Origin of the sequence: Petralouisia muris (assembly GCF_004793545.1) — a bacterium.
GTDB classification, from domain to species: Bacteria; Bacillota; Clostridia; order Lachnospirales; family Lachnospiraceae; genus Petralouisia; species Petralouisia muris.
This window is the reverse complement of sequence record NZ_SRYA01000080.1, coordinates 1-20,346: the sequence shown is the minus strand read 5'-3', so window position 1 is coordinate 20,346 and position 20,346 is coordinate 1. Positions and strand designations below refer to the sequence as shown.

The 20,346-nt window shown below is 42.3% G+C and carries 35 protein-coding genes; 30 read left to right on the top strand and 5 right to left on the bottom strand.

The features are described 5' to 3' along the window. The coding region (locus E5329_RS23950; RefSeq protein ID WP_135991812.1) for a helix-turn-helix domain-containing protein at positions 1-200 on the bottom strand (200 nt) is incomplete at its 3' end. Between the two features lie 138 nt (positions 201-338). Between E5329_RS23950 and E5329_RS23945 the strand changes: the two genes are divergently transcribed. Further along, a complete protein-coding gene (locus tag E5329_RS23945) occupies positions 339-644 on the top strand; it encodes a hypothetical protein (protein WP_135991810.1) in 306 nt (101 codons plus the stop codon). Here the strand turns inward: E5329_RS23945 and E5329_RS23940 are convergent. Together E5329_RS23940 and E5329_RS23935 are read right to left on the bottom strand one after the other, a co-directional pair. Then, positions 639-830, bottom strand: coding sequence for a hypothetical protein (locus E5329_RS23940; RefSeq protein WP_135991809.1), 192 nt, complete (start codon positions 828-830; stop codon positions 639-641). The two genes, E5329_RS23945 and E5329_RS23940, sit on opposite strands and share 6 nt — an antisense overlap. Positions 831-844: 14 nt before the next feature. Continuing rightward, a complete protein-coding gene (locus E5329_RS23935) occupies positions 845-1,060 on the bottom strand; it encodes a helix-turn-helix domain-containing protein (RefSeq protein ID WP_135991811.1) in 216 nt (71 codons plus the stop codon). A gap of 138 nt (positions 1,061-1,198) precedes the next feature. On the opposite strand from E5329_RS23935, the gene E5329_RS23930 reads away from it, so the two are divergent. Then, positions 1,199-1,504: a hypothetical protein gene (locus E5329_RS23930; RefSeq protein ID WP_135991810.1), complete on the top strand. Its 306-nt coding sequence runs from the start codon at positions 1,199-1,201 to the stop codon at positions 1,502-1,504. Here E5329_RS23930 and E5329_RS23925 read toward each other — a convergent pair. Further along, positions 1,499-1,690, bottom strand: coding sequence for a hypothetical protein (locus E5329_RS23925; RefSeq protein ID WP_135991809.1), 192 nt, complete (start codon positions 1,688-1,690; stop codon positions 1,499-1,501). The two genes, E5329_RS23930 and E5329_RS23925, sit on opposite strands and share 6 nt — an antisense overlap. 14 nt (positions 1,691-1,704) lie before the next feature. Further along, a complete protein-coding gene (locus tag E5329_RS23920) occupies positions 1,705-1,932 on the bottom strand; it encodes a helix-turn-helix domain-containing protein (RefSeq protein WP_135991808.1) in 228 nt (75 codons plus the stop codon). Between the two features lie 408 nt (positions 1,933-2,340). Here E5329_RS23920 and E5329_RS23915 point away from each other — a divergent pair, with 408 nt between their 5' ends. The 28 genes from E5329_RS23915 to E5329_RS23790 all read left to right on the top strand — a co-directional run bounded on the left by E5329_RS23915 (position 2,341) and on the right by E5329_RS23790 (position 20,171). After that, the gene (locus tag E5329_RS23915) at positions 2,341-2,544 is read left to right on the top strand and encodes a helix-turn-helix domain-containing protein (protein ID WP_135991807.1); all 204 of its coding nucleotides are present in this window, start codon (positions 2,341-2,343) and stop codon (positions 2,542-2,544) included. A 46-nt stretch (positions 2,545-2,590) separates the two neighbouring features. Then, entirely contained in the window at positions 2,591-3,067 is a 477-nt protein-coding gene (locus E5329_RS23910) for a helix-turn-helix domain-containing protein (protein ID WP_135991806.1), read from the top strand. 11 nt (positions 3,068-3,078) lie between these two features. Continuing rightward, positions 3,079-3,333, top strand: coding sequence for a hypothetical protein (locus E5329_RS23905; RefSeq protein ID WP_135991805.1), 255 nt, complete (start codon positions 3,079-3,081; stop codon positions 3,331-3,333). Between the two features lie 14 nt (positions 3,334-3,347). Next, complete coding sequence (locus E5329_RS23900) at positions 3,348-3,533, top strand: hypothetical protein (protein WP_135991804.1); 186 nt, start codon at positions 3,348-3,350, stop codon at positions 3,531-3,533. A 176-nt stretch (positions 3,534-3,709) separates the two neighbouring features. Then, positions 3,710-4,018, top strand: a complete 309-nt coding sequence (locus E5329_RS23895) for a hypothetical protein (protein WP_135991803.1) — start codon at positions 3,710-3,712, stop codon at positions 4,016-4,018. A gap of 3 nt (positions 4,019-4,021) precedes the next feature. Beyond that, the gene (locus E5329_RS23890; RefSeq protein WP_135991802.1) at positions 4,022-5,167 is read left to right on the top strand and encodes a hypothetical protein; all 1,146 of its coding nucleotides are present in this window, start codon (positions 4,022-4,024) and stop codon (positions 5,165-5,167) included. Then, the gene (locus tag E5329_RS23885) at positions 5,167-9,039 is read left to right on the top strand and encodes an AAA family ATPase (protein WP_135991801.1); all 3,873 of its coding nucleotides are present in this window, start codon (positions 5,167-5,169) and stop codon (positions 9,037-9,039) included. The genes E5329_RS23890 and E5329_RS23885 overlap by 1 nt, the downstream gene beginning before the upstream one ends. A gap of 81 nt (positions 9,040-9,120) precedes the next feature. After that, positions 9,121-10,083: a phage replisome organizer N-terminal domain-containing protein gene (locus E5329_RS23880; RefSeq protein WP_275443672.1), complete on the top strand. Its 963-nt coding sequence runs from the start codon at positions 9,121-9,123 to the stop codon at positions 10,081-10,083. Between the two features lie 70 nt (positions 10,084-10,153). After that, entirely contained in the window at positions 10,154-10,423 is a 270-nt protein-coding gene (locus E5329_RS23875; RefSeq protein WP_135991800.1) for a hypothetical protein, read from the top strand. After that, the gene (locus E5329_RS23870; protein ID WP_135991799.1) at positions 10,410-11,465 is read left to right on the top strand and encodes a DUF5131 family protein; all 1,056 of its coding nucleotides are present in this window, start codon (positions 10,410-10,412) and stop codon (positions 11,463-11,465) included. The genes E5329_RS23875 and E5329_RS23870 overlap by 14 nt, the downstream gene beginning before the upstream one ends. A 66-nt stretch (positions 11,466-11,531) precedes the next feature. After that, complete coding sequence (locus tag E5329_RS23865; RefSeq protein ID WP_135991798.1) at positions 11,532-11,837, top strand: hypothetical protein; 306 nt, start codon at positions 11,532-11,534, stop codon at positions 11,835-11,837. Continuing rightward, positions 11,818-12,006 carry a hypothetical protein gene (locus E5329_RS23860; protein ID WP_135991797.1) on the top strand — a complete coding sequence of 63 codons (189 nt, stop codon included), beginning with the start codon at positions 11,818-11,820 and terminating at the stop codon, positions 12,004-12,006. Before E5329_RS23865 ends, E5329_RS23860 begins: the two co-directional genes overlap by 20 nt. Then, complete coding sequence (locus E5329_RS23855; RefSeq protein ID WP_135991796.1) at positions 11,999-12,553, top strand: Holliday junction resolvase RecU; 555 nt, start codon at positions 11,999-12,001, stop codon at positions 12,551-12,553. Before E5329_RS23860 ends, E5329_RS23855 begins: the two co-directional genes overlap by 8 nt. Further along, the gene (gene dnaN, locus E5329_RS23850; protein WP_135991795.1) at positions 12,513-13,562 is read left to right on the top strand and encodes a DNA polymerase III subunit beta; all 1,050 of its coding nucleotides are present in this window, start codon (positions 12,513-12,515) and stop codon (positions 13,560-13,562) included. Before E5329_RS23855 ends, dnaN begins: the two co-directional genes overlap by 41 nt. 106 nt (positions 13,563-13,668) lie before the next feature. After that, complete coding sequence (locus tag E5329_RS23845) at positions 13,669-14,478, top strand: DNA adenine methylase (RefSeq protein WP_135991794.1); 810 nt, start codon at positions 13,669-13,671, stop codon at positions 14,476-14,478. Between the two features lie 24 nt (positions 14,479-14,502). Continuing rightward, complete coding sequence (locus E5329_RS23840) at positions 14,503-14,847, top strand: hypothetical protein (protein ID WP_135991793.1); 345 nt, start codon at positions 14,503-14,505, stop codon at positions 14,845-14,847. Continuing rightward, entirely contained in the window at positions 14,844-15,599 is a 756-nt protein-coding gene (locus E5329_RS23835; RefSeq protein WP_135991792.1) for a hypothetical protein, read from the top strand. Before E5329_RS23840 ends, E5329_RS23835 begins: the two co-directional genes overlap by 4 nt. Before the next feature lie 71 nt (positions 15,600-15,670). After that, positions 15,671-15,904, top strand: a complete 234-nt coding sequence (locus tag E5329_RS23830) for a hypothetical protein (RefSeq protein WP_135991791.1) — start codon at positions 15,671-15,673, stop codon at positions 15,902-15,904. 33 nt (positions 15,905-15,937) lie between these two features. After that, positions 15,938-16,276, top strand: a complete 339-nt coding sequence (locus tag E5329_RS23825; RefSeq protein WP_135991790.1) for a hypothetical protein — start codon at positions 15,938-15,940, stop codon at positions 16,274-16,276. 22 nt (positions 16,277-16,298) lie between these two features. Then, complete coding sequence (locus E5329_RS23820) at positions 16,299-16,643, top strand: hypothetical protein (protein WP_135991789.1); 345 nt, start codon at positions 16,299-16,301, stop codon at positions 16,641-16,643. Between the two features lie 192 nt (positions 16,644-16,835). Next, positions 16,836-17,261, top strand: coding sequence for a hypothetical protein (locus tag E5329_RS23815; protein ID WP_135991788.1), 426 nt, complete (start codon positions 16,836-16,838; stop codon positions 17,259-17,261). A 25-nt stretch (positions 17,262-17,286) separates the two neighbouring features. Next, positions 17,287-17,724 (top strand): hypothetical protein, encoded by a 438-nt coding sequence (locus tag E5329_RS23810; RefSeq protein ID WP_135991787.1) that lies wholly within the window; start codon positions 17,287-17,289, stop codon positions 17,722-17,724. Between the two features lie 49 nt (positions 17,725-17,773). Continuing rightward, entirely contained in the window at positions 17,774-17,977 is a 204-nt protein-coding gene (locus E5329_RS23805; RefSeq protein ID WP_135991786.1) for a hypothetical protein, read from the top strand. Between the two features lie 205 nt (positions 17,978-18,182). Next, positions 18,183-18,614: a hypothetical protein gene (locus tag E5329_RS23800; RefSeq protein ID WP_135991785.1), complete on the top strand. Its 432-nt coding sequence runs from the start codon at positions 18,183-18,185 to the stop codon at positions 18,612-18,614. After that, positions 18,607-18,798 carry a hypothetical protein gene (locus tag E5329_RS23795; protein ID WP_135991784.1) on the top strand — a complete coding sequence of 64 codons (192 nt, stop codon included), beginning with the start codon at positions 18,607-18,609 and terminating at the stop codon, positions 18,796-18,798. Before E5329_RS23800 ends, E5329_RS23795 begins: the two co-directional genes overlap by 8 nt. Positions 18,799-18,886: 88 nt before the next feature. Continuing rightward, positions 18,887-19,048 carry a hypothetical protein gene (locus E5329_RS30035; protein ID WP_168356749.1) on the top strand — a complete coding sequence of 54 codons (162 nt, stop codon included), beginning with the start codon at positions 18,887-18,889 and terminating at the stop codon, positions 19,046-19,048. Positions 19,049-19,125: 77 nt separating this feature from the next. Next, on the top strand, positions 19,126-19,332 hold the full coding sequence (locus E5329_RS32670; protein ID WP_408634694.1) for a DUF6011 domain-containing protein: 207 nt from the start codon (positions 19,126-19,128) through the stop codon (positions 19,330-19,332). A gap of 86 nt (positions 19,333-19,418) precedes the next feature. Then, entirely contained in the window at positions 19,419-20,171 is a 753-nt protein-coding gene (locus tag E5329_RS23790) for a hypothetical protein (RefSeq protein ID WP_275443671.1), read from the top strand. The last annotated feature ends 175 nt before the right edge of the window (positions 20,172-20,346 follow it).

The window sequence follows — 20,346 nt, the reverse complement described above, 5'->3', positions numbered from 1 at the left end:
GGGTTGTCCGTCCTGCCTAATAGATAGTCAATGGAGCAATCTAAGCAGTCAGCAATCTTGACTACATTTTGTAAAGTTGGCAGTTTTATTCCATTTTTATACTCATTCATTAAACCTTGTGAAATGGAAGTTTCTTTAGCCACTTTATAGGCAGTTAGATTTTTCTCTTGTAATAATTGAACAAAAATTTCAGTAAACATTGTATAATCCTTACAAATATCTCAAATGAGATACAAAACGATTGACGGTATATCTCATTTGAGATATAATAACAACATACAACAACAAGTTACAATTACAAATTACACTAACCGGCAATGCCGGAGAAAGGAGCAGCCATGGGTAAATTGCCATTGCCAACTATCCATATCAAAAACGAAGGAACGCTTACGAAAGTTTTCGTTGATGGAAAGGAAGTGGAAGGAGTAGTAAGTATTACATTTTCCCATTCTATCTATCAAAATAACCACATTCCTGTTGTTAGGCTTGAGTTAATGGCTGATAAGGTCCACATAGGCACACATCAAGTCTTTGACCTACCAGAGATATATCATCCTTTTTATGTATCATCGGGTAAGCTAGTTGAAGCAGGGGTTCTAACAAACGACCAATTGAATGACCTGCTAGAAAAAGGGCTGCTATAACGTATCAGGGGCAGATTCATAAATCGGACAGTCAGGAAAACGGCAGCCTGTATGAATGGAATGCTCACACCGGAAACCATCTTTCACAAAGCCTTGGGTATGTAAGGTTGAAGCATCAAGGTAAGTGATTTGGATGCGATATTCATCATCCAGAGTTGGGCAATGTCCTGTAGCATATTTTTTCATATGTGTTTTCCTTTCTATTTATTTATTTCAGGGTTGTCCGTCCTGCCTAATAGATAGTCAATGGAGCAATCTAAGCAGTCAGCAATCTTGACTACATTTTGTAAAGTTGGCAGTTTTATTCCATTTTTATACTCATTCATTAAACCTTGTGAAATGGAAGTTTCTTTAGCCACTTTATAGGCAGTTAGATTTTTCTCTTGTAATAATTGAACAAAAATTTCAGTAAACATTGTATAATCCTTACAAATATCTCAAATGAGATACAAAACGATTGACGGTATATCTCATTTGAGATATAATAACAACATACAACAACAAGTTACAATTACAAATTACACTAACCGGCAATGCCGGAGAAAGGAGCAGCCATGGGTAAATTGCCATTGCCAACTATCCATATCAAAAACGAAGGAACGCTTACGAAAGTTTTCGTTGATGGAAAGGAAGTGGAAGGAGTAGTAAGTATTACATTTTCCCATTCTATCTATCAAAATAACCACATTCCTGTTGTTAGGCTTGAGTTAATGGCTGATAAGGTCCACATAGGCACACATCAAGTCTTTGACCTACCAGAGATATATCATCCTTTTTATGTATCATCGGGTAAGCTAGTTGAAGCAGGGGTTCTAACAAACGACCAATTGAATGACCTGCTAGAAAAAGGGCTGCTATAACGTATCAGGGGCAGATTCATAAATCGGACAGTCAGGAAAACGGCAGCCTGTATGAATGGAATGCTCACACCGGAAACCATCTTTCACAAAGCCTTGGGTATGTAAGGTTGAAGCATCAAGGTAAGTGATTTGGATGCGATATTCATCATCCAGAGTTGGGCAATGTCCTGTAGCATATTTTTTCATATGTGTTTTCCTTTCTATTTATTTATTTCAGGGTTGTCCGTCCTGCCCAGCAGGTAGTCTACGGAGCAGTCGAGGTAGTCGGCGATTTGTGCAAGGCTAAAGGATGATATTCCTTTTTTATCAGATATTTGGCTTATGGTATTTATGTTTAGGCCGCAAGCCTGCAACATATCACGGATTAAAATGTTTTGTTTTTTGGCTTGACTTTTTATCCTTGAAACTAATTCTTGTGAACTATACATAAAAATTGGCCTCCTGATTTGTACAAATAACCAATAATCAAGAAAAATCATGATTCTATATTGAAAATCAAGAAATTTCATGATAATCTATTATTACAACAAGTTACGCTCACAATTTACAACAACAAGTTAATATCCAATGAGAGAGCGGTTCAAGGTTCCCAAGCTATGGCTTGCTTCCATAGCCAGGTTCCCTCCCACATTAGCTGACATGATCTAAGGCTGCTCAGCTGCATTTATCCAGGAGCGCTTTTCCCGGAACCTTATATGGGGAGCAGGGAATCTCAAAAATTTTTTTACTACTTTTTTCAAGATATCACCTTCTCTCATTGGAGTAATCTGCACTTAGTTATTGTAACACATTATCGTAACTTGTTAAAGTAAAAATTTCGGAAAGGAGATGGGCGAGTGAAGAGAGAGTTATCACCATGGGGTAAGCAATGTAAAATCCAGATGTTGACGCTTGAAAAGTCGTTGAATGACATCTGCCGGGAAACCAATCTATCTAGATCATATGTTTCTTCTATCATAAACGGAAGGACAGTTGCGCCGGATGAAACAGTAGGCGCAATCAGTAGGGTGCTGGATGTTGATATGGGGCTGAAACGGTAAAGGGATTATCTGTTTTTTATTTTAATACAGAAAGGAAATGAAATAAATGGGAAGAAGACCGACGAAAGCGGCGGATAATCCGTTCTGCCGGGCAAGGTTGGAGGCTGCAAAATACAATGAGAAGCTATACTCTAAAGAGGGTGCGGCAGAACTTCTGGGGGTGTCAGTGTCAACTTTATCTGATTATGAACTCGGTCTGACAAAAGTCATCCCGCCAGATATGGTAGTGAAAATGGCCGAACTGTACAATGCTCCGGAACTGGAGAATTACTACTGTACGGAAATGTGCCCTTTGGGATGCGAGATGCAGAAAGTCAGCATCGAAGATTTAGATCGGATTTCTATCCGGGTGTTTGCAGCGTTAAGAAAGCTGGGAGGGACGGGAGAACTCCTGTTGGAGATAGCGGAAGACGGCATAGTTTCAGAAGACGAAAGGCCGGACATGCAAAGGGTGCTGGAAAGCCTGGGGGAACTGGAAGCGGTAACCCAGAATTTAAAACTCTGGGCGAAGAAAAATTTGTAAGGAGGAATGTGATGAATGCAGTATTAAGCGCTCCTGGGGTTCTTGGAGCAGCCACAATAACTTATGTTACAGCAAAAGATGTCATGTGGCTTCTCGGGTGTAAAGAGAATAAGGCTTATAAGACGATCAGAGAAATTAATCAGATTGCCAAAGAGGAAGGGCAGCTTGCATATAGTCAGGGGAAGGCCAGTAAATATATTTTCTCTGATAAATTCCGGATTCCCATGGAAGTGGTGGATTCCGTCATTGCCCAAAATAGAGGCTGAAAGGAAGTGGAAAGATGGCGTATTACAATATCTGCCCATATTGCAAAGCCTATCTGGACCCTGGTGAGAAATGTGACTGCAGGGAGCCGGCAATAAAACGCATGGAGTTTTTTGAAAATCATTTAAAAGTGTCAAAGGAAACTGGGCAGATTGCGTTTAGCTGGGATGCGGATGGGGCGGGCGGTGTGGAGAGTAAGTAAAACTGTTTTAAGAAAGGAGAACAGAGAGTTGCGGAAAGCGAAAATAATTTTATTAAAACTGTATTGTGCGCTTATGAAAAATCGTTGCAAGACGGTGGAAGACCTGGAGAACCTTTCTCGCAAAGGCATCCGGCCTATCTTGCATAATGGACAAGTTGCCGGATGGGAGGTTCAGAGTGGGAGGACATAAAAAAATGCGGATAGCTTTGGTTATTGTACTTGCAGCTGTAACAATAGCTTTTTCGGATGCAAGAGTTAGGCTGGACAGAATAAAGGAGGCGGTAGGGAAGCAGGCAGATTTCAATGATAATGAAAATGAAGAAATTATTATAGTTCATGAAGAAGGGCCAGGGTACATGATTTACGTAATAAATCCTGCAAAAAGGAAAAGGAGCACCCGGCCAAAGCCATGGTGCCCTTACGGATATTCATATTGTAACAGGCGCTTTGGAAAAAATCAAGAGAAAAATGCAATATGGAGGTAAAAAATGAGTGATTTATCAATTCAAAATGTCCTCACTCAGAGGAATAACTATAATCTTGCAATTCCGTTTGTAGAAACTCAGCAAATTAATCCCTTTTACAAAATGAGCGTATCTCTCCTTTGTGTGGATACGGATGAACGGGCGTCACAAATTTTTAAAGTGGGTTCCCGGATTCTGAACAATAAGCGGCGGGAAGATTTATATTCCCTGTCAAAGCCGTTTTTACAGAGGCTGGCCACAGAAGCCGGGATTCAGTTTGGCCCTGGAGCCGGTGATGTATCCAAGGTGGACGAAAATACTTGGAAAGCAAGCGCATTTGGGGCGATCCGGCTTCCAGACGGCAATATGCGTACCAGCAATAACTTTAAAGTGATTGATTTGGCCATGGAGGAGAAAAAGTACCGCATGGCCTATGAAGAAAAGGCGGAAAGTGGGATTGTTGATTATAAAGCGGCTGAGGACGCCGCAAAAAAGTATGCCGGGGAATGGAAGGACACTGGCCAGATAAATGACAGGGGCTATCCAATCAAGATATATATAGTCGCTGAACGCGAGAGAAGAAAGTATATCGAGAATAGTTTGCTTGACGCTATGACGCAGTTACGGGCCAATGCCCCGCAGAAAGCGGCCACAGGAGCCATTCTGAGGGTTATTAGGGACCTTTTAGGAATTAAGAGCACTTACACTATTGATGAATTGAAGAAGCCCTTTGCGGTGGCGAGAACTTCCTTCTCACCGGATTATAACGACCCGATGATTAAACAGATGTTGTTGCAGCAGGCAATGCAGAGCGTGGGCAATTTGTTTGGAAATGTTCAGCCGGTGGTGCAGACAATTTCCATTCCTTCTGTGGATGATGAAGTGGATATTCCTGCAGATGTATGTGAAGCAGAGCGGTTCCAGGCGGAACGGGCTCCAGAACCGCCGCAACAAAGGAGTCCTCAGCCGGCACAGCGGCAGCAGGGGAAGACGCAGGGGGTAGGTCGAGTAATGACGGAAGCGGATCGCGCAGTGGATTTTTGCTGTGACAAATGCGGCGCTGTCATAAAAAAGAGTGTATGGCAGTATTCCAACGAAAATCTCGGGCAGCCGCTCTGCTATAAATGTCAGAGTATAGTTAAAAGAGAACGGAAAGGTGGAAAGAGATAATGAAAATTCTTCATTCAGGGGATTGGCATATTGGAAATTTTGAGGGACCGATAAAGGAGGGAGTTAATCTTCGGTCCCTGGATACAAAACATTGTCTGGAGTTTATGGCGGAACGTGCGGAACAAGAGCGCCCGGAGCTTGTGCTGGTGCCAGGAGATATTTTTCATGCTGGTAAAACGTGGAGCGACCGCTGTTGTGATGAAGTGGTGATGGCGATTGAAATTATTACTCGACTAGCCGCTGTTTCCGGCCACGTGATTATCATGAAAGGCACTCCGAACCATGACGGGGAAGGACAGTTTAAAGTTCTGGCAGCCCATTTTTCTGATTTTCACAATGTTCATATTGTCGTTAATCCAGAAGTGGTTCAGACGGAGTATGCGGATATTGCGGTACTGCCGGGGTTTGACAGGGGCGTCTACAGGGCGAAGTTTCCCGGCCTGGGGAAAGAGGAAGAAAATGAAGTGTTCTCCAAAGAGCTTGGGAAAATTGCAATGGGGCTTCGGGCTCAATGTCGCAAAGATCGGCCAGCAATCTTAATGGCGCATTATACGGTGCCAGGGTGCAATACGGAAAGCGGCCAGTCACAGCTTCTTACCCAGTTTGAGCCAATTATACCATTAGAGGCTTTGTCCGCCGCCGATTATGATTTGGTGGCCCTGGGACACATCCACCGTCCGCAGCAGGTGTCTGGATTTGAAAATGTATATTATTCCGGTTCCGTCAATGCCAATAATTTCAATGACGAAGGGCAGGAAAGGGGCTTCTGGATTCATTATGCCGAACAGGGAGCGTTTGGCCGGGAAGGTATGGTTTTTACTGATTCCGAATTTGTGAAAACCCCATATCGCGAATTTGTCACATTTCGGTTTAACGATTCGGACATTGAGGCAGTTATAACTGGTCGTGTGGATGAAGTGGCTATGAATTATTGGAGTTGGAATGGCTCTGTGGCAAATAAGATTGTTCGTGTATTATACGAATGCTCCGCAGAAAAAAAGAAAGCATTCAACGAAAATATTGTAGCGAATGCCTTATATGAGGACGGGGCTTTCTGGGTAGCAGGCATAACACCGGAAAGAATAGAAGCATCTGCAGACCGAACCGACTTATCCAGAGAAACAGATCCGGAAGCAAATCTGAAAGCGTATCTGGAAGAAAAGAAGATGGATCCGGAAGACATTGAACGACTGATTCTCAAAGCCCGGCCGATTATTGCTGAGGCAATGGCATCGGAAACTGGCGCGGCTTTCTATGGAATGTTCGTGCCCATCGAAATTGAAGTGAAGAATTACAGGGCATATGCGGAGGAGAAATTTTCTTTCAACGACATTCAATTTTGCACCATAAACGGTCAGAACGGAGCCGGTAAGTCTTCCCTCTTTATGGATGCGATTATTGATTGCATTTATGAAGAATCACGGGAAGGGAAGAGCACATCCGTAAAGGTTCCATGGCTGAGAAATGATGAAGGGGTGCGTTCCGGGTACATATCATTCACTTTTTCCATTGGAGATAAGGTGTACCGCATAACTAGGACAAGGGCCAAATCAGGAAAGGGGACTTTGAATCTTTCGGAACTGGTAGCCGAAGAATGGGAAGATCGCTCACAAGAAAAGTTCAACGATACTCAGGCGGACATTGAGCGCCTGATTGGTGTGGACAGCATGACATTTAAGAGCTGTGCCCTTATTATGCAGGATCAGTACGGATTGTTTTTGCAAGCGAAAAAAGAGGAACGCATGGTAATCCTGTCAACCCTTTTGGGACTGGGGATTTATGGCAGCATGGAGAAAATGGCAAAGGATCGGGCAGCGGATTATAACAGAAAGATTGCTGAAAAACAGAGAGCCATTCAGGTGCAATCGGATAATATACGCGCCCTTGGAAAGCCAAAAGAAGCGTTGGAAGCGGCCAATGAGGCTCTGCATAAGACAGAGAATGACATTCAAGTCAAAAAATTGGAATTGCAAAATGCAAGCCTTCATTTGGGTACCGCTCAAGCAGCGGAAGAACGCTTTCATGCAATTATGAGGGACGTTTCCTCTTTGGAAAATAAAAAACGGGTGGCGGAAAAAGGAAAATCAATGGAGGATGCCGCAATAGAGGCATGTGATAGGGATCTTGCAGAAGAAGGCATAATTCTGGAAAATGCCCAACAGTATCGTTTCTTGGCGGATCGTGAAAAGGAATTGACGGGAGAAACCGCTGTTTATGAAGCCAGATCATCGGAGCTGGACAGGATAAATGGGCAAATATTTGACGAAGAAAAAAACATTGCGGATTATCGGCGGACGCTTACTGAGCATGAAAACCGTTTGAAATCAGTCCGATCTCAGGAAGAACAGGAAGAAATCAAAAGAAAAGCGGCAGAGTGTCAGGAGAAGAAGAAGCAGCTTGATTCCATGTATGGAATCTCCAGAAAGGCTGCAGAACTGCAGAGTAAAAAGAGCCGCATGGCATATGCGCTTGACAGCAAAAAGGCATATTTTAACGAACGGGAGAGGGCGCTGTTGACAGAACAGAATTCCCTTAAAAAGCGCATGGAGCTTTTAGAGAATTCCGGGTGTATTGACATTGAAAAAGCGGCATGCAGATTTCTAACGGATGCGGTTCAGGCAAAAGCAGAGTTTGAGTTATATCCAAAAAAACTGAAAGCCCTGGCGGAAGAACGCGAGAAAGCCCTGGAAGCTCTTGAAAAGGAGGTTGAATCTGTAGAGGCTGAAATCCAGGAATTGAATTTTTCGGAAAAGAAGCTGGATGCGCTGCGGGGAGAGTGCGGTTCCCTGGAGATTTACGCGGAAAAGCTGAGAGAATTAGAACGCCAGGAAAGCCAGATGGCCTTAATTAAGGCTCGGATTGAAGGGATACAACTTAATATAGACAACGCCGAAAAAAACCTTTCAGAATTGAAATCCAGGGCTTTGGAGGCAGAATCAGAGAAAGGAAAGCACACAGAAAGTTATTTGGAACATAAGAAGATACGGAACCAGATGGAGGGATTGAAGATTTGGCTTCAGAAAGAAAATGAAATTCCAGTCATCCGCGAGAGGCGCGCGAATGCCGCCAGGAGAGTGAAAGAGCTGTCAGAAGAAATCCAGTCACTCGAAAATGAGCTTGCCGGAAAGCGAGAGCAGGCTAGCAAAGAGAAGGAGGCTGCTGCTGGCATTGCGGAAGCGGCACAGAAGGCAACGGATATCCAGACAGAAATTGCTATTTTTGAACAAAGGGCTAAGGAGATACAGGTGCAGATCGGCGGATTTGAACAGCGTATCAGCGAAATTCATAGGATGCAAAAAAGCATAGCGGACATCCAGGAGGAAGTTGCAGATATGGCCGAAGATGCAGCGGATTATGATGCTTTAAAGTTCTCCTTCAGCCAGGATGGAATTCCCCATCAAATTATTCGGACAATCCTGCCGAAGCTGTCCAATATTGCAAACAATATCCTGGGGCAGATGACTGGCGGGCAGCTTGGTGTGGATTTCGTAACGGAAAAGGTGATGAAAAGCAATAGCAAGAAAGAAGTTGTCACATTGGACATTTTTATCGAGGAGTATGGAAAGAGTAGTCTTCCTTATCTGTCGAAGAGCGGCGGCGAAAAAGTAAAGTCCTCCCTATCTGTAATTCTTGCCCTGTCAGAAATTAAGGCAACGACCGCTGGAATCCAGTTTGGAATGCTATTCATTGATGAACCGCCGTTTTTAGATGCCGACGGCATTCAAGCATACTGCGATGCGTTGGAAACAATTCAGGAGCGATATGGAAATATTAAAATAATGGCAATCACTCACGACCCAACCATGAAAGCCAGGTTCCTCCAGAACTTGGATGTGGTGAAGACTGAACATGGGAGCAAGGTGCTTTATTGATGAATATAAAAGAAAGCGGTTCTGGTGAATGAAGGGAACATCCGGGGAATATTTTTTATCCCCCGGAAGAAGGAGGATTTTGTGGCTAAGAAATATTATTGGATGAAACTGAAAGAAGACTTTTTTGACGATGATGCAATTGAATGGCTGGAGGATCAGCCAAAAGGGAAGGAGTATGCTTTATTCTATTTAAAACTTTGCCTTAAATCGCTGAAAACCAATGGCATATTGATTCGGCAGGTTGGGACAATGCTTGTGCCTTATGATACGAAAAAACTCTCCGAAGTGACAAAAACGGAATTTGACACGGTCGTTGTCGCAATGGAATTGCTGAAAAGAATTGGCTTGGTTGAAATATTGGAATGTGGCGAAATATGTATCCCCCGAATGGAGGAAATGATTGGATCGGAAACTGACAAAGCTGCTATCATGCGCCGCATCAGGGAGCAAAAAAAGATGATTGAAAGTAACAATGTTACCGGAACGTTACCGGGCAGTTACCAATGTAAAAATAGTAACAATGTTACCGGAACGTTACCGGGCAGTTACCAGAACGTTACACAGATATTAGAGAATAGAGATAAAGAAAAAGAAAAAGATATTAATATAATTGTCGAACCTTCGGACGACAGCTCTTCAAAAAGATGGAAGGAATATCGGTTGGGTGATTTTGAGTATCAATGTGTGGAAATGTTGATTCAATCCTGCATGTCGGTATTCCCTGGATCAAAAGTCCCAAAGACAGAAAGTGAAAAAGAAAAATGGGCAATTGAGATTGAGCGGATGAAACGTTTGGATGGCAGGTCGGAGGCTGATATCATTGAAGCCCTTACATATGCGACCACAGATGTGTTTTGGAAATCAAATATCCGCAGCACAAAGAAATTCCGTGAAAAGTTCGAAACACTGATCATCCAGAGCCGGGAAAAGAAAAACGGACAAAGAGTGAACAGTTTCAATGGATTTCCACAACGTGATTATGATATGGGCAAGCTGGAATCGCAGCTTCTTATGGCGGAAGGGTGGAAGGAAAAAGAAAAGTGAAATCATTTATGGAACTGAGGCCATCCAAGAAACAGTGAAAAAAGAGCGTTGTAGAGAAAGGCGGTGTAAGATGGCAGGTTTTTGGAAAAGAAGGATATTTAGAAATGTGGCGAGAAAACCGGTATCGAAGATAGAAAATTATTTAAAATATGGGTTTGTTATTACGGAGCATGAGTGTTATTGCTGTCCGGCATGCAGAAAGGTTTTAAATGCGGGTCCGGATTATCAGCCTAGATACTGTAGCCAATGCGGGCAGAAAATTAATTTTTCGGGAGTTGCATGGAAACGGGATGTGGAATTGGGATATATGCAGAGGAGGGATGGGCATGAACCGTTCTAAGATTGAGTGGTGCGATCACACATGGAATCCTGTTACAGGATGCTGGCATGGATGTCCCTACTGTTATGCTCAAAAGATGGCTGTCCGTTTTTCAGGTGATGTAAGGCTGAACCTAATGGCAAAAGAGGATTATGCCATAGTGACGGCAGCGGATGGCACAGGACGGCTATACGAATTGGACGCTCCTATGATGAATGAGACGGGAAGCGTTTTGGTATATCCATTTGAGTTTGAGCCTACTTATCACCGTTACAGGATGGATATGCCGGATAAGCTGAAAATGGGGAACAACATTTTTGTAGGCGCTATGGCGGATATATTTGGGGAATGGGTGCCGGACAGATGGATAGAAGAGATTTTTAATGCCTGCCGGAAGAGGCCTATACATAATTATCTGTTTCTCACAAAAAATCCGGGACGGTACGAACGCATAGAGGCGATGGGGAGGCTGCCGGCGGATAAAAATATGTGGTATGGCTCCACGCTTACCAGACCGGAAAATAAACGCTTTATGTCAAATAGGCACAACACATTTTTGAGTATAGAACCCATACATGCACCGTTTAGGATTTGGAAGAGGGACGAATTTTCCCCGAATTGGATCATCATTGGAGCGGAAACTGGGCGCAGGAGAGAAAAGATTATCCCTCAAAAGGAATGGATAGAAGATATTGTGGAGTGGTGTGAGAATTCAGGGATTCCTGTGTTTATGAAGGACAGCCTGGTTTCTGTTGTGGGTGAAAACGGCATGCGAAGGGAGTTCCCGGAACAGCTTCGGCATTCTGAAATAAGCCCTAAGATGGAGAAAAGATTGTTTGATGTATGCTCTGAATGCAGATCCAAGATGAAAAAGAGTGACATGATTGTCCTGCTTGCCAGATCTAGACGAGGAGAGCAGCCGAAGCAGTTTGGATTTATGTGTAAATCCTGTTTCCGGAAATTTTGTCAAAATTCAGGGTTAGACGTGCCGAAATTGGCAGAGTTGACTAAAAACATAATGATTGAAGCGGGTGATGGGAATGGCAAGGTGGAACCAAAATGATGAAGGATATATGGATTATACCGCAGGAAAGGCCATTCGAAAGGTGTAAAAAGAAGGAGGAAAGTTGTGGGTAAGAAAAAGGGCTGTAAAAGAACGACGGATGAAAATATCATCCATGAAAAGGCCGTAAAAATGCGGAAAATGACGGATGAACAACTGGTGCATTATGTTGAGGACAGGGTGGAAAAAGCAAGGAGCGAGGGCTTTAATCGGGGTAAGGAGGTAAAAGCAGAAACATTACAGTTTACTATCACTGATTTTGCTGAGGAAATTGGCAAAATAAAGGGGATTGGGATGGTAACAATGGGCAAAATTAGGGAATTAACAGACAAACGATTGGAGGGATTAAAGAATGCTGGTCAAGGGAGATAGAGTTGTAATGAATGATAAGTACCATGTTCCAGAGCGGTACCGTGGTAAAGAGTTTATTGTTACAGCAGGACCACAGAAAGTCGGTGGGACAATGTGCGTATGGCTTAATGAATATAAAGGTTGTTATGCAGAGGATGGACTGTCAAAGGTTGGTGATAAGGATGCCTGATCCAAGGAGGCAGATTATCGGGAGACGAAGCAAGGCCTTCGGGGATGCCTTTGAACGTTGGCTGACAAATGCCTGCGAATTTTATCTGAAAGAGGGATGGGCTCACATAGAGAAGACACCGGAACCGTTCCATATTACAGGTAAAGACGCAAATGGAGTGGTTCGGGGATATTACGAGAAGAAAGGACAGCCGGACTACAAAGGAATCCTCTGTGACGGAACTGGGATTATGTTTGAGGCAAAACATACGGATTCCGACAGAATAAACCAGAGCGTAGTCACAGATAAGCAGTGGGAGAGCCTTGATATTTATGAGCGGTTTGGAGCGCACTGTTATGTGATGGTGTCTATGGGACTGATGAAATTTTATAGAGTTCCCTGGGATGTCTGGAAAAAGATGAAAGAGTTGTTCGGTCACAAATTTATGACGGAGCAGGAGCTGGAACCTTATAAATTGCAGGAAAAACAATGCACTATACTCATTCTGGAGGGAGTGGAATTAAAAGATGAAAATACAGAAAACGGAATTGGTGCAGAAACTGAATAAAATTAAAGGGGTGGTTCCCAAGAAAACCACGATGCCAGTTTTACAAGGTGTTTTAGTCAAAGAGGGATGTTTAATTGCCAACAATATGGAAATGACCGTTAAGGCGAAGTTAGAGGGCGCAGAGGACGAGTGTTTTATCATTCCGGAAAGAGCTTTTGACCTTATTAGCAATCTTCCAGATGGGGAAGTGGATATTTCCGTTACGGAAAAAAATGCCATTGCTATTAAAGCGGACAAAATTAAGAATAAGTACCAGACAATGGATCCAGAGCAGTTTCCCGTTATAACGGAACAGGAAGAAGGAAGCGAGCTGACAATCGAAGCGGATATGCTTCTGGAATCTATGAAACGTGTTTTTTTCGCAATATCACCACAGGAATATAATGCCGTAATGGCATCCATGTGTCTGCAGGCGGATGGCGGAACGCTGAATTTTGTCGGATTGAACGGGCGTGTTCTGGCATGGGATAAGGTGGAGTATGATGGGAGATTTGAACTTTTAATACCAAGAAACACAGTGGAGAGGTTAAAATCCCTTGGGATTTCCGGAGCAGTGAAGATAAAGCATAACAGGACGGGAGCGGTATTTATCACAGAAGACATAGAGATATACACCAGATTGGTGGAGGGTGAATTTTTTAAATATCAGACAATGTTTCGTGAGCTCCCGTTGCATACGGTTGTGTCAAGAATGAAATTGCTGGAAGCTATGACAAGGGCGAAAATGTGCACTGAGGAAAAGTGCCCGGTTCGGTTTGAACTGGAAAGAGGATTTTTAAATTTGAGCCTGAAAGGGAAGGCGACAGATTATGCTGAAACGATAGATTTGCAAGAAGAGATGCCAGAGGCGATTACGATAGGATTTGATGCGAGGCTGGTATTGGAAACGATAAAGGCATTTGACTGCAATAATATCGGGGTTTCTTTTGGTGGACCCAAAATGCCTATGCTTATGGAAGCTGAAGATAGCGATTTTAAAGCAATCGTTCTTCCTGTAATCATAAAATAGTGCCATTTACTTCCTTTGGTTTTAAGAGAAAAATGTCACAAAAAAAGGGGTGGTGAGCGCTTTCACCAGGAAAGGAGTCCATGATGGCAATAAGGGTAATAAAAAAATGAAGGCGATTGTAAGATACCCAGGAAGTAAATGGGCAATAGCGGACTGGATTATCAGCTTTTTCCCTGAGCATCACAGTTACCTGGAGCCGTTTTTTGGGAGCGGAGCCGTCTTATTAAAAAAATCACATTCCCATATTGAAACCGTCAATGACTTGGACGGAAATGTGGTTAATTTATTCGAATGGATAAAAAAAGACCCAGAGAAACTAGCCCATGAAATTTATTACACTCCATATTCCCGGCAAATATATGAGGACAGCTATGCAGCAGTCCCAGAAAGCAGCCTGGGACAAGCGGTTAATTTCTGCATCCAACTTAACATGGGATATGGATTCCGGATGACTGGAGAAAAGGTTGGATGGAGAAACGACATCCAGGGTAGGGAACGCGCATATGCAGCAGGCGATTGGCGCAGCCTGCCGGAAAGGATTCTCCAGGCGGCGGAACGGCTAAGGGGAGTGCAGATAGAGTGCAGACCGGCAGTGGAAGTGATAAAGAGGTTTAATTTTAAAAACGTGCTAATCTATCTAGATCCGCCTTACATGCCGGAAACAAGGCATGGGAAGCAGTATCGTCATGAGATGTATACGGAGAAAAGCCACATGGAGCTGCTGAATGCAGCAGTCCAGCACAAAGGCCCGCTGTTAATCAGCGGATATGATACGGCATTATATAACAATACCCTGAAAGACTGGCATCGGGAAGAAACATCCTGTTATACCCAGTCGCGAAGCAAAAAGAAGGAAATCTTGTGGATGAATTTTGAGCCGCAGGGAAAGCAGATGACGTTGGAGGATTACAGGTGATGGATATGGAGAGAAAGGGAAATAATGAGCAATACTATTAGCTGCAAAGTAAATAAAAATAAAGTAAAACAGAGAGGGTGCGTGCAGCGCATGAAGGAGTTTATTTTCGCTTATCCGAAATGCAGAAATCTCTATCTGACAGAAAGAGCATATTGTGATTTGATTGAGGGCGGAGTAGAGACGGAAGATAACCTTGTTGCGTGCGCGAAGAATTATGCGGAGGCTTGCAGGATTAATGAAACGCCGAGAAGGTATATTAAAGACGCGGATAATTTTTTGAAAGAATTTACGTTTGAGAAATACCTTCCTGGGAAATATGTGAAGCCTGCACGCATTGTTGCGGGAAAAGGAAAGGAGATAGAGAAATGAATACTTTTGAACAGAAAATTGCAGAAACAGTAAACAAAAAACTGAATGATGGTACAGTGGAAAAATTGGTTGAGCAGTACATAGAAAAAGGCATTTCAGAGGCGCTGAAAGAAGTGTTTTCTTGGAACGGAGAGGGTAAGAAGCTGATTGAGAAAAAACTCAACGAAACCATTGTCCCGGTCATTGAGCGTCATGACTTTAATCTGTACCTCACGAAGCTCGATGCAACTTTGACGGAAATTGTCAATGCGACAGTTCTTGCAGATAACAAGAGGATACTGGAAAATTTTAAGGAACTGATGAAAGAGCCAGAAGCGAAAGAGATTAAGCTGTCAGATATATTTAAACGATACTGTGAGCATGTTGCATCGAATGTTGATACAGGCGATTTAGAATCCTACTGTGATGATGGTGAGCCATATTATGAACATGTGGCCGCGAGCATGGAAGTGGAGCATGAAGATAGAGGGCGGTTTAAGTCGAGTTATGATAGTTGCATTGTCGAATTCGTTTGCGAAGAGGACGACAATTTGAATTGTCAAGTTAAGCTCTATAAGAGAATTGATGATGGAAATTGGAAAATTAGAGGATATGCAGATTCCATTGACATTAACTCTTTGCGCAACTTAAGTGACTTTGAGGTATTTCTCATCACATTAAAACGTGGATTTGTTAATATTATCATGGATGAAGAGGAGGACTACGATGATGATATTGAGCCGGAAGAGAAGCCGGAATGGTCACTCGATTAATTTTGTACAACATCCCCCTGAATCCATATTACAATATCATTAGAGATTTAGGGGATAAGAAAGGAAAATGTATGAGCAAAAATAATCCAGTTGGGAATATTCCAATAAAAACACCAATGTTAAGTCGTGTTTTTGGTGCGGCATGGACGGTTTATCTGAATATGACAGAAGATGAAGTGAAAACATTGAACAAAGAGATTAAGTCCGTGACAGAAACAAATTGCAGCACTGATATATATGATATGGCAAAGATTTTGGAAGATAGAGTTGATAAATACTGTAAAAGATATCTGTCCTCCGATTGAGGATTTGGGGGGATTGTGGAGGGAAAGGGAAATATGAATAGATTGACATTAAAATACGGTGGTGGTCGGTATGAGGCTGTCAACCCGATAGATGTTTATGACAATTGGTATTCAAAAGCAAATTACAATGAATTAGTAAAACGCTTAGGAGAATATGAGGACTTAGAGGAACAAGGGAAACTGCTGAAACTGCCTTGTGCGGTCGGAGATACAGTTTGGTGCGTGCATATGTACAGTGGAGGCGGCAGAGTTCCGAATTGGGGAAAGATATATGAAGCTAAATTCTCTGTAGGAATGCATGAAGATTTCGGTAAAACCGTTTTCCTCTCCAAATCAGCAGCCGAAGCCGCATTGAAAGAAATGAGTGGATGACGGGGAAAGGAGGAGAGCCAGCATGAAAAATGCAATGGATATTCAAAAGCGGAATTTACTCCATTTGTTCGGGTTGATAAGACAGAATCCAGATTTGCCAATCGTTCCAATGGTAAATTATGAGGTTGTCGCGGATGACTGCGCCCTGTACTGGATGGCAGGCTGGGGAGACGCAAGAATAGATAGTTACATACTCAGGGATGATAGAATCTGGTATCTTTCAGACGGGAAAGAAGAAATTTTTGAAAACCTTTTTGAACTTCCTATTGACATTCCAAAAGAGCAGGAAGAAAAATTCATGGAAGATGCAGTGGATTCTTTGCCATGGATAAAAGCGATTATTGTAAAAATAGAGCTTCCAAATTAAATGATGTGATAGGCGATAAAATATCTTAGACGAAGAAAAGCCCATGAGGAGATTGTATTGGTCAAGGCATGGATTGTATGCAGATGCAGAATATGTAAGTGCAAATGGATAGCGGATAATTTGGTACAACGGTTCCCGTTGAATCTCTTACAATATCGTTAGGAGATTTAGGGGGATTGTGGAGGGAATTTTATGAGAAAAGCAGTATTGTTTGATGAATTTTCATCACAGTGTCCGTTTTCTTATACTTTTGGAAAAGGGCATATAAACGGCGGGTATAACTGCAAGCATCCGGATCAGAGAGAGGTCGAGGATGTTGGATATAAGGGAAAGAAAAAATGCGGTTGTTGCTATTGCTTTTCTTGTCCATTGGGCATTGAAGCAGAACAACAGGATTTAACTGATACATCCCATCCAGATGCAGTACAGGATGAAATAGACTGGGACGGGTTATGTGAAGATGGAGAAGTTGAAGATGGTGAATATCTGCTTGTTGTAGTCGGAGAGGATGCAACGGAGGAAGAAAAGGAAGCAATGTGGAACTATGAGCTTTATATGCACAGATATGACAAGCGGTGGCTTGATGAACATGGTATTGTGAATGCTTTGTGCGGTTAGAGGGATTGTGGAGAGAAAGGGAAATATGGATAGATTGACAATAAGAGTTAAAAAGGGAAAAAGAAAAGGTGAATGTTTTCTCCCTGGTAATAAAAACGCTATAACGAAAGTTGAATATATACATGATGATGGAAGATGGGAAAGCGAAGAATACAAAGGGAAAGCGGTTGACAAGTTGGCAGAATACGAGGACTTGGAGGAACAGGGGAAACTCCTGAAACTGCCTTGTGCGGTGGGGGATACGGTGCATTATGCGGATAATGAATATTATTTTACAGTGCTTCCAGTAAAGGTTGATGAAATTGCCATTATGGAATCAAATGAAATTTTGTATAAATGTCTGCTGTTTGATGGAAATGGTGATGTGGAAACACAATTTGATTTTGATAAGGATGATTTTGAAAAAACCGTTTTCCTCACGAAAGAAGCAGCCGAAGCCGCATTGAAAGAAATGAGCGAATGACGGGGAAAGGATAGGGAAAATGCTATATAAATGCATAAAAGAAATGTGTTTGCCAAAGTGTGATGGTGATGGTTTTGAAATTCCGAATGAATATGGGTTCGTGACAGTTGGAAGCATTTGGGAAAGAGATGATAGGGCGAGTTTCATTGGTGGTGATGTGCATTTAGATTCGCTGAATGATGATTCTGACTTTGGATGGATAGAAATACCATTTGAAGAATTGAAAGAGAATTTTGTGCTGATAAATGACTGATAGGTAGAAAATGTTTGCGGATTGAGGTGAGAGAATGAGAATGGAGCAAGATGGAGTAGATGTGTATTGCCTTCCAGATAATGCTTAGTGTGATGCGGATTCCAAGAAAAGAAGCCCGCTTGAAATTGATGAATGCCCAATGTTTAATGGAACGTGCAACGGGGACTGTATACATTATCATGAGGATTGAATGAGGTAAGAGAAAATGAGATTAATTGATGCAGATGCATATAAAGCACACATTATGAAGGTTGCAGAATGGAATGGAAGTAATTCGATTGTTAATAAAATTATGTGCCAGAGCATTGATGAACAGCCTACAGCCTATGACGTGGATGAGAAAATTATGTTGTTAATAAAGATTTTCGAAGAATGGTTTGGCGGAAATTGGGACATGGCTCCGTATCTGGTTAAAACTATAGAAACCGTAAAAACCGTAAAACCGAAGGGACAGGGTTTTCACTTAGAAGAAATTTTGAATGAGACATTAGAAAAGCTGCATGATACTGGGGGATGTGATGGCTCGGACGATTATGCTAAAGGATGGGATGACGCCATTACAGAGGCGGAAAGGACTATGAAGAAAAAATGGAAAACACTGGTTGCAGGGGAACAGGAGGAAATTAAATATGTGTGAAGTGTTAGGATATAAGAATTTCTGTTCTGCCTGTAAAGGCAGCAGGGAAGAAAACGGGGAGCTGTTATGCGCAGACAAAAACGGAAAGTTTTACGGGCTGCCTGTAACGGGGGTGCTGATGGCACCGTGTATGAGGAAACGAAATGGGATTGGATTGGAAGGAGGCAAACGCCACAAAGCATGATATATAATGCGTGGAAAAACACACAAAAACCGCTTATTTATGACACTGTAGATAAAAAAGGAAAGCCAATAAAAAGCAGGCAATTGACATGGGAAAAAACGCAAACGGGGAAGACTATTTCATACGTTTGGGGTATATAACATCCAGGGATTTATTGGATAAAGGAACGGCTATATTTTTAAAATTGAATTATCCTGAAATTTTTGCAAAATTGCAAAAAGCGTATCCAGGCATAAGAAATAATCTTTAGAAGGCTGATTTCGTGAGGCTATTGAAGAAAGGGAGGATGCAGGATTGCGTTGGATGGGAAGAAGAGGTGGATAAGGGATGACTGCGGAATGTTCGATTTGCGGCAGGAGATTGAAAAATTTACAGAGTATGAAATTAGGGTATGGCCCGGTTTGCTATAGGAGAAAATTTGGAATTACTTCAAATAGTATCCGGAGGAATGTTGATGTGTCTGCTGGCAAGACGTTTGGAAGTGATTTGCCTGGGCAGATGTCCATAGATGATTATCTTCAAGGATTTCAGTAAAAAGGGAAAAGAGAGCGCTTTCGCAACTCTCCAACAGAATTATAGCACAGTTTTTTATAATTTGGAAGCAGAAGGAGGGCAAAAGCGTGGACGGGCAGAGGACAGATATAAAAAAAATTATTGCTTTGAAAAAGGCTGGTTGGGAGTTGGAAAGAATTGCCTATGAAATGCATATGGAAGCAGGTGAAATAGAAGATGAAATCGCTAAATATATGGAACGGTCAATGAAAAAGAAAAAACAGGAAGAAAAGGAAGGTGAGGAAGAAGGCAGAAAATCCATGATTCTCCTCTCAGAAAGGCAAATGAAAGAAATTTATGAAAGAGCAGCGACTATTGGGGCGAAGGAGGCGTTGAAATTTTTTGAGGCGGAACGAAAGAAAGAATATAAAGGCAGAGCAGATAAACGCTTAGGAAACACGAAACTTCTTCTGAGAAATTACCATATGTTAAAAGATCATGCAGAGAAATCTGTATTTGGGCGAACGCAAATGGAAGAATCGGCGCTGGATATCTTGGAATCTATGATGTCAATGTATGACAATGAAGTCATTATCGAAAGTATAAAGCGCAGCGCCACAAGGACAGCGGTGATTGTTTCTCATATTGAGACGATGCTTGGCCTGTATGAAGCGTATTGCGATAAATCGCGGAGTAGAGAGATAGAAAGGAGGCGGTATGAAGCCTTGTGGGATATGTATATAGCGGCGAGTACGATGTCACCAAAAGAAATTGCAGATAAGCAGCATGTGTCGAAGGATACGGTCTATGCCGATTTGCGGATAGCGATAGAGAAGATAACAGCATTGATTTTTGGGGTGGACGGCTTGACCGTTCGATAAATCCCCCACCTCAAAAAAGTTTCCGTTGACATTACAATATAAATGTGGCAAAATTGTAATCGTAAAATTCTAAATCAAATGTTGCGGGAAGTCTGAGAGCAATCCAGGCTTCCTTTTTCGCTTTATAGGAAATTGCGATTTTTGAGGAGAGAAAAAGAACAAGAGTTTACCGAAC

What these genes read in the sequence shown, in the direction of transcription:
- E5329_RS23815 (WP_135991788.1), top strand. Translation starts at nt 16,836, where the DNA reads ATGAGAAAAGCAGTATTGTTTGATGAATTTTCATCACAGTGTCCGTTT.
- E5329_RS23905 (WP_135991805.1), top strand. Translation starts at nt 3,079, where the DNA reads ATGAATGCAGTATTAAGCGCTCCTGGGGTTCTTGGAGCAGCCACAATA.
- E5329_RS23860 (WP_135991797.1), top strand. Translation starts at nt 11,818, where the DNA reads ATGCTGGTCAAGGGAGATAGAGTTGTAATGAATGATAAGTACCATGTT.
- E5329_RS23810 (WP_135991787.1), top strand. Translation starts at nt 17,287, where the DNA reads ATGGATAGATTGACAATAAGAGTTAAAAAGGGAAAAAGAAAAGGTGAA.
- E5329_RS23820 (WP_135991789.1), top strand. Translation starts at nt 16,299, where the DNA reads ATGAAAAATGCAATGGATATTCAAAAGCGGAATTTACTCCATTTGTTC.
- E5329_RS23855 (WP_135991796.1), top strand. Translation starts at nt 11,999, where the DNA reads ATGCCTGATCCAAGGAGGCAGATTATCGGGAGACGAAGCAAGGCCTTC.
- E5329_RS23800 (WP_135991785.1), top strand. Translation starts at nt 18,183, where the DNA reads ATGAGATTAATTGATGCAGATGCATATAAAGCACACATTATGAAGGTT.
- E5329_RS23890 (WP_135991802.1), top strand. Translation starts at nt 4,022, where the DNA reads ATGAGTGATTTATCAATTCAAAATGTCCTCACTCAGAGGAATAACTAT.
- E5329_RS23830 (WP_135991791.1), top strand. Translation starts at nt 15,671, where the DNA reads ATGAGCAAAAATAATCCAGTTGGGAATATTCCAATAAAAACACCAATG.
- E5329_RS23910 (WP_135991806.1), top strand. Translation starts at nt 2,591, where the DNA reads ATGGGAAGAAGACCGACGAAAGCGGCGGATAATCCGTTCTGCCGGGCA.
- E5329_RS23920 (WP_135991808.1), bottom strand. Translation starts at nt 1,932, where the DNA reads ATGTATAGTTCACAAGAATTAGTTTCAAGGATAAAAAGTCAAGCCAAA.
- E5329_RS23795 (WP_135991784.1), top strand. Translation starts at nt 18,607, where the DNA reads ATGTGTGAAGTGTTAGGATATAAGAATTTCTGTTCTGCCTGTAAAGGC.
- E5329_RS23925 (WP_135991809.1), bottom strand. Translation starts at nt 1,690, where the DNA reads ATGAAAAAATATGCTACAGGACATTGCCCAACTCTGGATGATGAATAT.
- E5329_RS23945 (WP_135991810.1), top strand. Translation starts at nt 339, where the DNA reads ATGGGTAAATTGCCATTGCCAACTATCCATATCAAAAACGAAGGAACG.
- E5329_RS23825 (WP_135991790.1), top strand. Translation starts at nt 15,938, where the DNA reads ATGAATAGATTGACATTAAAATACGGTGGTGGTCGGTATGAGGCTGTC.
- E5329_RS23840 (WP_135991793.1), top strand. Translation starts at nt 14,503, where the DNA reads ATGAGCAATACTATTAGCTGCAAAGTAAATAAAAATAAAGTAAAACAG.
- E5329_RS23940 (WP_135991809.1), bottom strand. Translation starts at nt 830, where the DNA reads ATGAAAAAATATGCTACAGGACATTGCCCAACTCTGGATGATGAATAT.
- E5329_RS23930 (WP_135991810.1), top strand. Translation starts at nt 1,199, where the DNA reads ATGGGTAAATTGCCATTGCCAACTATCCATATCAAAAACGAAGGAACG.
- E5329_RS23835 (WP_135991792.1), top strand. Translation starts at nt 14,844, where the DNA reads ATGAATACTTTTGAACAGAAAATTGCAGAAACAGTAAACAAAAAACTG.
- E5329_RS32670 (WP_408634694.1), top strand. Translation starts at nt 19,126, where the DNA reads ATGACTGCGGAATGTTCGATTTGCGGCAGGAGATTGAAAAATTTACAG.
- dnaN (WP_135991795.1), top strand. Translation starts at nt 12,513, where the DNA reads ATGAAAATACAGAAAACGGAATTGGTGCAGAAACTGAATAAAATTAAA.
- E5329_RS23885 (WP_135991801.1), top strand. Translation starts at nt 5,167, where the DNA reads ATGAAAATTCTTCATTCAGGGGATTGGCATATTGGAAATTTTGAGGGA.
- E5329_RS23845 (WP_135991794.1), top strand. Translation starts at nt 13,669, where the DNA reads ATGAAGGCGATTGTAAGATACCCAGGAAGTAAATGGGCAATAGCGGAC.
- E5329_RS23900 (WP_135991804.1), top strand. Translation starts at nt 3,348, where the DNA reads ATGGCGTATTACAATATCTGCCCATATTGCAAAGCCTATCTGGACCCT.
- E5329_RS23870 (WP_135991799.1), top strand. Translation starts at nt 10,410, where the DNA reads ATGAACCGTTCTAAGATTGAGTGGTGCGATCACACATGGAATCCTGTT.
- E5329_RS30035 (WP_168356749.1), top strand. Translation starts at nt 18,887, where the DNA reads ATGGGAAAAAACGCAAACGGGGAAGACTATTTCATACGTTTGGGGTAT.
- E5329_RS23935 (WP_135991811.1), bottom strand. Translation starts at nt 1,060, where the DNA reads ATGTTTACTGAAATTTTTGTTCAATTATTACAAGAGAAAAATCTAACT.
- E5329_RS23875 (WP_135991800.1), top strand. Translation starts at nt 10,154, where the DNA reads ATGGCAGGTTTTTGGAAAAGAAGGATATTTAGAAATGTGGCGAGAAAA.